The sequence below is a fragment of the Nonomuraea sp. KM90 genome (assembly GCF_052246675.1).
Classification (GTDB): Bacteria; Actinomycetota; Actinomycetes; order Streptosporangiales; family Streptosporangiaceae; genus Nonomuraea.
Window position 1 is genome coordinate 26,061 of record NZ_JBQQCB010000019.1, and the last position, 11,842, is coordinate 37,902.

8 protein-coding genes are annotated in these 11,842 nt (G+C 70.6%); 3 read left to right on the plus strand and 5 right to left on the minus strand.

The window, feature by feature from the left end:
* The first annotated feature begins 26 nt into the window (after positions 1-26).
* Both ACTWPW_RS21490 and ACTWPW_RS21495 read left to right on the plus strand, forming a co-directional pair.
* Positions 27-2,369, plus strand: a complete 2,343-nt coding sequence (locus ACTWPW_RS21490; protein ID WP_443169723.1) for a protein kinase domain-containing protein — start codon at positions 27-29, stop codon at positions 2,367-2,369.
* Positions 2,369-3,562: a hypothetical protein gene (locus ACTWPW_RS21495; protein ID WP_443169786.1), complete on the plus strand. Its 1,194-nt coding sequence runs from the start codon at positions 2,369-2,371 to the stop codon at positions 3,560-3,562. Before ACTWPW_RS21490 ends, ACTWPW_RS21495 begins: the two co-directional genes overlap by 1 nt.
* Before the next feature lie 95 nt (positions 3,563-3,657).
* On the opposite strand, the gene ACTWPW_RS21500 is transcribed toward ACTWPW_RS21495, so the two are convergent.
* The 4 genes from ACTWPW_RS21500 to ACTWPW_RS21515 all read right to left on the minus strand — a co-directional run bounded on the left by ACTWPW_RS21500 (position 3,658) and on the right by ACTWPW_RS21515 (position 8,672).
* Positions 3,658-4,470 (minus strand): ubiquitin-like domain-containing protein, encoded by an 813-nt coding sequence (locus ACTWPW_RS21500; protein WP_375113262.1) that lies wholly within the window; start codon positions 4,468-4,470, stop codon positions 3,658-3,660.
* Between the two features lie 182 nt (positions 4,471-4,652).
* Positions 4,653-5,507, minus strand: a complete 855-nt coding sequence (locus ACTWPW_RS21505) for a TatD family hydrolase (protein WP_375113261.1) — start codon at positions 5,505-5,507, stop codon at positions 4,653-4,655.
* An 89-nt stretch (positions 5,508-5,596) separates the two neighbouring features.
* Positions 5,597-7,378 carry a methionine--tRNA ligase gene (metG, locus tag ACTWPW_RS21510; protein WP_364128886.1) on the minus strand — a complete coding sequence of 594 codons (1,782 nt, stop codon included), beginning with the start codon at positions 7,376-7,378 and terminating at the stop codon, positions 5,597-5,599.
* A 73-nt stretch (positions 7,379-7,451) separates the two neighbouring features.
* Entirely contained in the window at positions 7,452-8,672 is a 1,221-nt protein-coding gene (locus tag ACTWPW_RS21515) for a glycosyltransferase (RefSeq protein WP_364128884.1), read from the minus strand.
* Between the two features lie 126 nt (positions 8,673-8,798).
* Here ACTWPW_RS21515 and ACTWPW_RS21520 point away from each other — a divergent pair, with 126 nt between their 5' ends.
* Positions 8,799-10,319, plus strand: a complete 1,521-nt coding sequence (locus tag ACTWPW_RS21520; RefSeq protein ID WP_443169724.1) for a hypothetical protein — start codon at positions 8,799-8,801, stop codon at positions 10,317-10,319.
* On the opposite strand, the gene ACTWPW_RS21525 is transcribed toward ACTWPW_RS21520, so the two are convergent.
* Complete coding sequence (locus ACTWPW_RS21525; protein WP_443169725.1) at positions 10,255-11,841, minus strand: dolichyl-phosphate-mannose--protein mannosyltransferase; 1,587 nt, start codon at positions 11,839-11,841, stop codon at positions 10,255-10,257. The genes ACTWPW_RS21520 and ACTWPW_RS21525 overlap by 65 nt on opposite strands.
* Position 11,842 lies beyond the last annotated feature (1 nt).

The window sequence follows — 11,842 nt, forward strand, 5'->3', positions numbered from 1 at the left end:
GCGTGGAACAGGAAGGAACGTCCCTCATGGAGCCAACGGGCGCCGCGCCGCTCCGGCCGACCGACCTGCGGGAGATCGGGCCGTACCGGCTGCTGGGGCGACTCGGCGAGGGCGGGATGGGAACCGTGTTCCTCGCAAGGGCACCCACGGGGCGTTTCGTCGCGCTCAAGGTGGTCAAGGCGGAGTTCGCCAACCAGGAGGGTTTCGCGGCCCGGTTCCATGCGGAGGTGGAGAACGCCCGCCGGGTGGCGTCGTTCTGTACGGCCCAGGTGCTGGACAACGGCAACACCGGGGACGGGCGCCCGTACATGGTGACCGAGTACATCGCGGGCACTCCCCTGTCGGACCAGATCTCGAAGTACGGGGCCCTGGACCCGGGGCCGTTGCATGGCGTCGCGCTGGGGGTCGCGGCGGCACTGGCGGCGATCCACGTGTCGGGGCTGGTGCACCGGGACCTGAAGCCGGCGAACGTGATCCTCTCGCTGTCTGGGCCGCGCGTGATCGACTTCGGCATCGCGCGGGCGCTCGACCGGGAGACGGGGTTCACACTCTCCGGCGAGCTGCTGGGGAGCCCGGGATGGTGGGCGCCCGAGCAGGTACGGGGGGAGGTCGTCAGCCCGGCGGCCGACATCTTCGCCTGGGGCTGCCTGATTGCCTACGCCGGGAACGGGCGGCATCCGTTCGGGCGTGGCGACCCCATCACGCTGGCCACACGCGTGCTGAACACCCCGCCCGACCTGGGCGCGCTGCCGGCGCCGCTCAACGAGCTCGTACGGCGGGCCACCTCGATGGACGCCGCCCTGCGGCCCACCGCGCAGGATCTGCTGATCGCCCTGGTGGGGGGCACTGCGCCCGCACCGGCGGCGGTGGCCGATCCGCCGACCCTGGTGGCGACCGAGATGCTCAGCGACTGGCAGCCGCCGCAGAACGTGGTGGACGAGCCGGACATCACGGCCACGTTCACGACGCCGCCGCCGAGTGATACGACGGGGCGGGCGCCCAGCGTGCCGCCTGCGGCATTCGGCGCGGAAGGTGCGGGGGGTGCGGGGGGTGCGGGGGGTGCGAGGGGCTCCAACCCGGCGAAGTCCGGTCCGGCAAGGTCCGGTCCGGCGGCTGGGGGCGCGCCGGCCGCTGGTGGGCGAGCGCCGGCTTCCGGTGGGCGGGCGCCCACCAACCCGGCGACCGGTCCCGCGTCAGCGCCCGGTGCGTCCAGTTCGCCGGATTCTATCGGCGCGGCCGGCGCGCCCGGCGTGCCGGGTTCCGGCGAGGCGGCGAATGTGCCGTCGCAGGGTGCCGCGTCGGTGGAGGAACTGGCTCGGCGGGAGGAGGCGGCGGCCAAGGAGGAGCTGGCACGCTGGAAGGTTCCCGACCAGGCGCCGCCGAGGGAGCCGTTGCGGGAGCGGGCTCGGGGGCTGTTCCGCTCCGGAGGGGCGTCCCGGCGGGAGTCGGAGCGCGCCAAGGAGGGGCAGCAGCAGCCGACGCAGGGCAGCGAACGCGGCCGGTCGGCGCAGGGGCCTGAGCAGGCTCAGGCGTGGCAGCAGGGCCAGCCGGTCCAGGAACGCGAGCAGGCGCGGCAACCAGGCCAACCGGCCCAGGAGCGCGGGCAGGCGCGGCAGCAAGGCCAGCAGGGCCAGCCGGTCCAGGAGCGCGGGCAGGCGCGGCGGCAAGGGCAGCCGGGCCAGGGGCGCGAGCAGGCGCGGCAGGCGGCCCAGGAGCTCGTACCGCCGTGGCAGCAGGGGCAGGCGGCACAAGTACGGCAAGGGAGCGGCTTAGGCACCGAGACCCAGCCGGGCGGCCGGACCGCCCCCGCGGTCGCCGGTGACGAGCCCGACACCCTCGGCGGAGCGCGCACGCCGGGCACCCGGTGGCTGATCGCCGCCGCGGCCGCCGTGCTGGCCATCGTCGTGACGGTGGCCGTGCTGATCGTCACCTCCGCGCGCAACACCGTCACGACCGCCACCCCGGGCACCCCGTCCCAGGTCGCGACCAGCTCCGGTCCCAACGACGTGGGCCGCAGGTTCGCACTGGGCGGCAACTTCGACGACCCCGTCGCGATCGTCGCGACGGCGCCCGAGTGCGGGCTGAAGGAGTACGAGGGCACGGTCTCCGCCGAGGGCCAGCTCTGCGTGATCCGCTGGACGATGCTCAACCCGGGCGGCGAGCGCCGGGTCCTGATCCAGCCCGTGGTCACCATGATCGACGACCGCGGCGGCGAGCACGACGCGGCTCCCGTGACGCTGCCGCCGGCGATCCTGCCGGGCGCGCGGGTGGACAGCGCGTTCGTGTTCGACCTGGCCACGTACCGCAAGCCCGTGAAGATGACGGCCACCATGCTCGAGAACGGCAAGCAGATCGAGGTGGGCCTGTGATGATCAGATCCGCGCTCCTCGCGCTGGCGCTCGCGACGGGGGTGCCGGGCCTCGGCGCCACCACCACGGCCGTGGCCTGCGCCGGGGTCGCCGATTTCGACGGGGACGGCGTGGACGACGTGGCCGTGGGCGATCCGTTCGCCGACGAGCAGAAGGGGGCGGTGCACGTCCTGTCCGGGGGGAAGGTCGTGCCGGTCAGCGTTCCGGGGCTGGCCGCGGGCGACGGCTTCGGCTGGTCCGTACGGCTGGCGCAGGTCAACGGCGACGCCTGCGCCGACCTGGTGATCGGCGCCCCCTACGCGGACGTCGACGGCGCCGAGGACGCCGGGGCCGCGTACGTGGTCTACGGCGGCGGCGCCACGCCCCCGCAGCGCCTGGCCCCGCCCCAGCCCCAGCAGTTCGCGCACTTCGGCTGGTCGCTGGCCGCCCGCGGCGACCTGGTCGCGATCGGCGCGCCGTACGAGGACGAGGCCCAGCTCCTCGACGTGGGCGCCGTCTACGTGCGCAAGGGCGCGGGCGAGCTGCGCCGGATCAGCCAGGAGACCGTGGACGTGCGGGGGAACAGCGAGGTGGGCGACCAGTTCGGCTGGTCGATGGCGTTCGGGCCGAAGAACGGGCTGGTCGTCGGCGTCCCGTACGAGAACGACGACGGCGCGGGCCGCCAGATCGAGGCCGGCAAGATCGACTCGGGCTCGGTCGTCTTCATCGACGACGTGCTGGCCCCGAAGATCACCTCGTTGAAGCTGGACTCCCCGACCAACGCCTCCGGCGACCGGTACGGGTACGCGGTCGCGTACTCCGAGGGCTCCGGCTACGCCGTCAGCTCGCCGGGCCCCGGCAGCGTCCAGCTCCTGGACCCCGCCAGGAAGCCCACGAGGACGGTGACGCAGGCCGGCAAGCAGGCGTTCGGGTTCTCGATGGCGGCCTCGGCCGACGGCCGGCTGGCGATCGGCGCCCCGTACGGCGGGGGTGTCCGGGTGGTGTCGTGGAAGGACGCCTCCGAGGACCGGAGGCTGGCCACCAAGGACGGGCTGTTCGGCTGGGCGGTGGCCTTCAGCGGCAACAAGCTGTACGTGGGACAGCCGGACGCGGCTCCGTCCGGGAAGGTCGCGGTGGCCGGGCGGAACGCCGAGACGCTGGAGCCGCTCCAGCCGCCCAAGGGAGCCGACTTCGGGGTGTCCATATCCGGTTAGGGAAGGTCAGGGGCCGAACAGGCGGTCGCCGTATCCGGTCAGGGGTCAGGGGTCAGGGGCCGGACAGGCGGTCGCCGTATCCGGTCAGAGAAGGGTCAGGGGCCGAACAGGCGGTCGCCGCAGTTCGGCCACTGGCCCTGCCACTTGCCGCCCACCTGCTGGTAGAGGACCTGCGCCCGGTAGGTCTGCTCCTCCACCGGCCAGGTGGTCGGCAGTCCCATCCCGCCCACGGCCTGCCACATGACCAGGCTGAACTGGTACATGCCGTAGTAGGGCCCGTTCGGGTTGTACGCCTGCGGGTCGCCCTGGGACTCGCACTCGGCCAGGGCCGGCCAGTTGAGCTGGGCGATGGCGGGCTGGATCGGTACGGTCCGGGGTGGGGTGACGGTGATGACCGTTCCGTCCTTGGGGAAGCTGCCCAGGGGCGGGCTCACCTGGTACCCGCGCCGCAGCCCGATGCGCTTCTGCCTGAGCACCTCGCGCACCGTTCTCGCCGTCGTACGCGAGGTCAGCCGCGTGGTGCCCGCCACCACGTACACCTTCCGCCTGGTGTAGACCGTCAGCTCCATCCCCTCCAGCGGCACCGCGTCGCCGCGCGGGGCCGACAGCTTGCCGGCGGCGGGGGTGATGTCGAGCTCGGCCAGGGCGTCGCCCACGTTCGTGGCGGTGACCAGGTGCGTGCTGGTGCGGCCGTCGAGGGTCAGGGTGAGGGGGCGGGCGCGGCGCACCTCGATCGTGGTGCCGTCGGCGACCGCCTCCTGGGAGGACGGGCGTACGACGTCGCCGTACTCCACCGGCACCCCGGCGTCGGCGAGCACCTCCGCCACGGTCCCGCCGAAGGCGCGGACCGGCGTACGCTCGCCGTCCACCACCACTATGACCTCTTTGACCAGGAATGACACGGTCACGAGTGCACCAACGGCCACCGCGCCGGCCAGGCACACGACCGGCGTCCACGCAGAACGCCACGGGATCGGCGGACGGGGCGCACGCCTCTTTCCTCGCACGAACCACCTCCGGTGAGGGGTCAGGACCGCCCGAACGCTAGCGGCGGCCGCTTCCCCGCATCCACCGGTTCACCAAAAGATGGTCACCACTCGCCGAAGACCGTGACTCCGTTGACGCTGATCGCCTCGCAGAGCTCGTCCGGATGGACCTTTTTGACCTCGGCCAGGCAGCGCAGGGTGAGCGGGATGAGGTAAGGGGCGTTGGGCTTGCCGCGGTGCGGGACCGGCGGCAGGTAGGGGGCGTCGGTCTCGACCAGCATGAGCTCGGCGGGCGCGACCTCGGCCGCCTCGCGGAGGTAGGCGGCGTTCTTGTACGTCACAGGCCCGGAGAATGACATGAAATATCCAGCTTCAACACACTTTTTCGCCATTTCGGCGTCGCCCGAGAAGCTGTGGAAGACGACCTTGTCCGGCGCGCCCTCCGAGGCCAGCACCTTCAGCACGTCGTCGTGCGCGTCGCGGTCGTGGATGACCAGCGCCTTGCCGGTCCGCTTGGCGATCTCGATGTGCGCGCGAAAGCTCGCGTGCTGGTCGTCCTTGCTCGCCCAGTCGCGGTAGTAGTCGAGGCCCGTCTCCCCCACGGCCCGCACCTCCGGCCGCCCCGCCAGGCTCTCGATCTCGGCCAGCACCTCGGGGGTGGATTCGTGGGCCTCGTTCGGGTGGATGGCCACTCCGGCGTACACGCCCTCCTCCCCGGCGGCCACCTCCGCGTTCCAGCGGGAGGACTTCAGGTCGTAGCCGATCGTCACCAGCCTCGTCACGCCGACGGCCCGCGCGTCGTCGAGGATGCTCCGTACGCTGGCCGACGCCGCCTGCGCGGCCTGCGCCACCGGGTCGCCGGACGACGCCTGCCGGTTGCCCACCATGATGTCGAGGTGGCAGTGGCTGTCGAACACGGGTGCGGAGAGCGGCTCTGGGGCGGCAGGTAGCTTGGTCACGCCATCTAAATTAGCCCCCGGCGCGGACAGGGCGACGGCGGAGCCGGGCCGGGAAGTCCCCTCCGCCATCGCCCTCGAGAACTATGAGGTCACTCGCCCAGCCGGGCCAGCTCCTCGTCCACGACCTTCGGATCGAGCTTCTTGAACAGCGGCACGGGCGGCGCCAGCGGCGTGCCCGGCTTGATCGGCCGGTGCTCCCAGCGGGCCGCCCCGTCGTATTCGCCGGTGATCACCGGGTAGGGGGTGCCGCCGTCCTCGTCGACCTCGTGGATCTCCGGCATGCCCGACCAGACGCCCTCGCCGCCCAGCATGGCGAAGACCTTGTTGGAGGAGCCGGGCAGGAACGGCGTGAGCATGGTCTTGGCATCGTCGACCACCTGCAGCGCGACGTGCAGGATCGACTTCTGCCGCTCCGGGTCCTCCTTGAGCTTCCACGGCTCCTGGTCGGCCAGGTATTTGTTGGCCTCGCGGACCACGTCGAACGCCTCGGTGATGGCGTTCTTGAAGCGCGAGCGCTCCAGCTCCGCGCCCACCGGGCCGAACGTGTTGCGCGAGCGCTCCAGCAGCGCGCGGTCGGCGTCGGTCAGGTCGCCGGCCTCGGGCACGACCCCGAAGTTCTTCGCCGCCATCGAGATCGACCGGTTGACCAGGTTGCCCCAGGCCGCGACCAGCTCGCCGTTGTTGCGGTTGACGAACTCCTGCCAGGTGAAGTCGGTGTCCTGGTTTTCCGGGCCGGCCACCGCGATGTAGTAGCGCAGCGCGTCGGCGTCGTAGCGGGCGAGGAAGTCGCGCACGTAGATGACGACCTGGCGGGAGGAGGAGAACTTCTTGCCCTCCATCGTCAGGAACTCGCTGGAGACCACCTCGGACGGCACGTCGAGCGCCCCCAGCGAGCCCGGGGAGCCGTCGCGCGCGCCGATGCCGCTGTAGCCGAACAACATCGCCGGCCAGATCTCGGCGTGGAAGACGATGTTGTCCTTGCCCATGAAGTAGTAGCCGCGGGCGTCGGGATTCTGCCACCACTGGCGCCACGCGTCGGGGTCGCCCGAGCGCCTGGCCCACTCGATGGAGGCCGACAGATAGCCGATGACCGCGTCGAACCACACGTAGAGCCGCTTGTTGGGCTGGTCGCGCCAGCCGTCGAGCGGGATCGGCACGCCCCAGTCGAGGTCGCGGCTGATCGCCCGCGGCTGCAGGTCGCCGAGCAGGTTGAGCGCGAACTTCAGCACGTTGGGCCGCCACTCGCCCTGCTTGGCCTGCAGGTAGGAGCCGAGCACCTCGGCGAAGGCGGGCAGGTCGAGCATGAAGTGCTCGGTCTCGGCGAACACCGGCGTCTCGCCGTTGATGCGGCTCTTGGGGTTGATCAGCTGGATCGGGTCGAGCTGGTTGCCGCAGTTGTCGCACTGGTCGCCGCGCGCGCCGTCGTAACCGCAGATGGGGCAGGTGCCCTCGATGTAGCGGTCGGGCAGGGTGCGGCCGGTGGACGGGGAGATCGCCCCCATCGTGGTCTTGGGGAAGATGTAGCCGTTGTCATAGAGACCCTTGAAGATCTCCTGCGTCACGGCGTAGTGGTTTTTCGTGGTGGTCCTGGTGAACAGGTCATAGGACAGGCCGAGCCCGGTCAGGTCTTCGGCGATGACGCGGTTGTAGCGGTCGGCCAGCTCCCTGGCGCTCACGCCCTCCTTGTCGGCCTGCACCTGGATGGGTGTGCCGTGCTCGTCGGTGCCGGACACCATCAGCACCTTGTTGCCCGCCATGCGCTGGTAACGACTGAAGACGTCGGACGGCACGCCGAATCCTGAGACGTGCCCGATGTGGCGGGGGCCGTTAGCGTACGGCCACGCTACGGCGGTCAAGATGTGCTGGGACATGGTCCTAAGCCTACGGGGTCTGTGATGATCATTTGTTACGCGCCGCCGGCCCCGGCGGCGCGTAAGGACCAGCTCATCGCTTCGCTTGTTCCAGCGAGACCGCCTCGGCCGCCTCCTCCGCCGCCTTGGCGGCGACGTCGATGGAGCTCTCGCGGGTGCGCCGGATGCCCAGGATGCTGATGAACAGCGCGGCGAAGATGGTCTGGAAGCTCATGATGAGGGCCGTGGCGGACGGCACCACGATGCGCAGCGACTCGCGCGGGTCGAGCTCGCCGAAGCTGCGCACCTGCCAGTGCACCAGCGACATCACCAGGCCGACCAGACCGGCCAGCGCCAGCAGCCCGCCGACCACGAGGCCCTTCTCCAGGCTCACGATGTCGATCAGCTTGCGGATGCGCGGCGACTCCGGCAGGAAGCCCTCCTCGGCCGCGTAGACCTTGGTGAACACCGCGAACAACGCCGCCTGGAACCCGATCACCACCAGGGCGGCCGTGCCGACCAGGGTGTCGACGTCGAACGCCAGCTCGCCGATCTCCACCGGGCCGAAGGTGAGCGCCGTGCCGGCGACCAGCCCGACGACCATCATCAGCACGCCGGGGTAGAAGAACAGCCACTTGGGGCTGTAGAGCAGCAGGAAGCGCAGGTGGCGCCACCCGTCGCGCCAGGAGCGCAGGTGCGGCGGGCGGGAGCGGCCGTCGGGCGAGAGCGTCGTCGGCACCTCGCGCACGTCGAGGCCGGCCAGCGTGGAGCGGACCACCATCTCGGAGGCGAACTCCATGCCGCCCGTCTGGAGCTGCAGCCGCAGGATCGAGTCGCGCCGGAAACCCCGCAGCCCGCAGTGGAAGTCCTTGATCGCCGACGGGAAGAACAGCCGGCCGATGAACGACAGCACCGGGTTGCCGAGATAGCGGTGGAGCGGCGGCATGGCACCGGGGGCGATGCCGCCCCTGAAGCGGTTGCCCATCACCAGGTCGGCACCCTCGCGCAGCTGCTCGACGAACGGCAGCAGCGCGGTGAAGTCATAGGAATCGTCAGCGTCGCCCATGATGACGTATTTGCCGCGCGCCGCCCTGATGCCGCCCATGAGGGCGTTGCCGTAGCCCTTCTCGTCGACGTGGACCACGCGGGCTCCGGCGTCGCGGGCCAGCTGTTGTGAGCCGTCCGTACTGCCGTTGTCGGCGATCAGGACCTCGCCCTCGATGCCGTGCTCCTCCATGCACGCCAGTGCCTTGCGCACACAGACTTCCACGGTCTCCGCCTCGTTGAGGCAGGGCATGACCACCGTCAGTTCCACGTGTCTACCCTTCAGTTAAGGCTCTTCCAGTGAACCATCATGCCCTGAACACGACCATGCTCGGGCACGGAAGCGAAAACGACTGGCATTCTTTACAGCATGGTGAGCGTCGCGGAGATTACCCCTGTGGACCCCTCCGCCCCTGGTCGGCTGGCACGTGCGCTGGCGATGTTGCGCAGGCATCGGGTGTTCGCCGCGGCCTTCGGCGTGGGCGCCGTGCTGCGGCTCATCACCATGCTCGGCTACGGGCCGGCCATGTGGTTCAACGACTCCTACGAGTATGTCTCGGTGGCGCTGCACCCCCGGCCGCACCCGATCCGGCCCGACGGCTACAGCGCCTGGCTCATGCTGCTCAAGCCGTTCCACAGCTTCACCTTGGTGACCTTCACCCAGCACCTGATGGGCCTGGCCACGGCCTGCCTGATCTACGCGCTGCTGCGGATCAAGTTCCGGCTGCCCAAGTGGGGGGCCACGCTGGCGGCGGCGCCGGTGCTGTTCGACGCCTACCAGATCCAGCTCGAGCAGCTGGTCATGTCCGACACGCTGTTCATGCTGCTCGTGGTGGGTGTGATCACCATGGTGCTGTGGAAGCGGCGGCTCACGTGGAAGGCGGGGGCGGTCGTCGGCCTGCTGCTGGCGCTGACCTGGCTGACCCGCTCGATCGGCCTGCCGATCCTGGCGCTGGTGGTGCTCTACCTGTTGGTCAAGCGGGCCGGGTGGCGGCCGATCACGGCGCTCATCACCGCCTGCGCGATCCCGGTGATGGCGTACATGGGGTGGTTCGCCTCCGCGTACGGCAAGTTCGCGATGACCAACAGCGACGGCCTCATCCTGTACATGCGCACGGCCATCTTCGCCGACTGCAACAAGATGGAGATCGACAAGTACAAAGAGGTCCAGCTCCTGCTGCTGTGCATCAACGACCCGGTGAGCCAGCGCAAGGACTACGCGCAGTGGTACCTGTGGGGCCAGGGCAACGGCGACGGCACCGGCACCGGCGAGGTGCTCCACCGGTGGGGCATCAACAAGAAGTGGAGCGAGATCACCAACGACGCCGCCAGCGCGTTCGCCACGCGGGCGATCCTGTCGCAGCCCGGCGACTACCTGAAGGTGGTCGCGCGTGACTTCTTCCGCTCGTTCCACTGGTCGCGCCCGCGCTTCCCGGACGAGTCGACGTACAACATGTACCAGTTCAAGCCGTACGTCGAGATCGACGAGAACGGCCAGCCCAAGCGGCTGCCGAAGTGGTCGTCCTACGGGGGCGGCCGGACCGACACCGACGCGTTCAGCTACGAGCAGGGCCCGGCCGAGACGCGGATCGTGCACCCGTGGGCCGACATCATGAGCGGCTACCAGAAGGTGTTCTACCTGCGCGGCATCATGCTCGGCGGGATCCTGCTGATCGGCCTGTACGGCGTCGTCGTGCGCTGGCGCAAGTTCGGCGGCCCGGTGGTGCTGCCCTGGCTGGGCGCGGTGGGGCTGCTGCTGGCCCCGGCGGCGACGGCGGAGTTCGACTACCGCTACGTGCTTCCGGCCGTCCCGCTGGCCTGCGTCGCGGCGGCGATCACGCTGCGCCGCGGGGTCACTTGGGCGCGACGGTCACCCAAGAGCGCAGCAACATCCGGGCCCACCACTGTGCGTACGTGATCGTCTCGGACGCCAGCACCGGGTAGAGCCACCAGAAGTTGATCAGCGCGACGAGCGCGAACGCGCCCACGACCGCCGCCCCGATCGCCCGCCGGGTGGGCGGCGCGTCCTGCCTGCCCAGGATCAGCCCGGCCATGAGCACGACCGCCAGAACCATGAACGGCACCACGGGGATCATGTAGAACAGGTACATCGTGCGGTTGTCGGCGATGGCGTAGTAGAACCAGGGCAGCCAGCCGGCCCCGTAGGCCAGCAGCACGGCCCCGGCCCGCCAGTCGCGGGAGGCCACGTACCACGCGACGAGGCCGACCAGCGCGATCGCGGCGGCGTACCAGATAGCGGGGGTGCCGACTCCGAGCACGGCCTGCGAGCAGCTGCTGCTCCCGCACGCCGACGGCGGCAGGTCGGAGGGGTAGTGGAAGGAGACCGGGCGTAACAGCAGCGGCCACTGCCAGGGCTCCGACATGTACGGGTGATAGCTCTCCAGGCCGCTGTGATAGCCGAGCACCTGCGACTGGTACTGGATCCACGACCGGGTCGAGTCGAAGAGGAAGTAGAAGGGCCCCGAGGAGGTGGCCTGCTCCCAGTTGCGCCCCCAGCCGCCCGAGGTGACGAACCACCCCGTCCACGTCGCCATGAACGTCACCACGGGGGCGAGCGCCATCGCCCCCAGCCCGCCGGGCAGGTCGTACGACAGCGCCCCCCGGTACGGCTCCCGCAGCCCCAGCGCCCGCCTGGCGCCCATGTCCCACATGATCGACAGCACCGCGAACGCGACGAGGAAGAAGATCCCCGACCACTTGACCGCGCACGCGGCCCCCAGGCAGACCCCGGCCGCCAGCCGCCACGGCCGGAACCCGAGCCGCGGGCCCAGCTCGCCGGCCGGCCGGCTGTCGTACCGGTCGGCCAGCCTCCGCCGGGCCCAGTCGCGATCGGCCACCACGCAGGCGAACCCGGCCAGCACCCAGAACATCAGGAAGATGTCCAGCAGCGCCGTCCGCGACAGCACCAGGTGCAGCCCGTCGAGCGCCAGCAGCAGCCCGGCCAGGCAGCCGAGCAACGTCGAGCGGGTCATGCGGCGGGCCACCCGGGCCATGACCAGGATGGACAGCGTGCCCACGAGGGCCGCGGCGAAGCGCCAGCCGAAGGGGTTCATCCCGAACAGCCACTCGCCCACGCCGATCATCCACTTGCCCAGCGGCGGGTGGGCCACGAAGGAGGCGCAGTCGGCAGGTTGCGCGCACTGCTTGAAGATGTCCAGGCTGCCGGCGAGGAGGCGCCGGTCGGCGATGGGGTCCTTGGCGTCGCCGAGCATCGTCCGCTCGACGCCATGGGTGATCAGCGAGTAGGCGTCCTTGACGTAGTAGGTCTCGTCGAAGACGACGGCCTTGGGCTCGCCGAGCCTGATGAACCGCAGGAGACCGCCGAAGATCGCGACCGCGAGCGGGGCGATCCAGCCCAGGAGGGCGGTGCCCTGGAACGGCGGCACCAGTCGCTGCGCCGAGACCCCCCAGTTCCTCACG

Bases quoted from the DNA above. Each gene is read 5' to 3' on its own strand.
- ACTWPW_RS21490 (WP_443169723.1), top strand. From the start codon at position 27: ATGGAGCCAACGGGCGCCGCGCCGCTCCGGCCGACCGACCTGCGGGAG.
- ACTWPW_RS21495 (WP_443169786.1), top strand. From the start codon at position 2,369: ATGATCAGATCCGCGCTCCTCGCGCTGGCGCTCGCGACGGGGGTGCCG.
- metG (WP_364128886.1), bottom strand. From the start codon at position 7,378: ATGTCCCAGCACATCTTGACCGCCGTAGCGTGGCCGTACGCTAACGGC.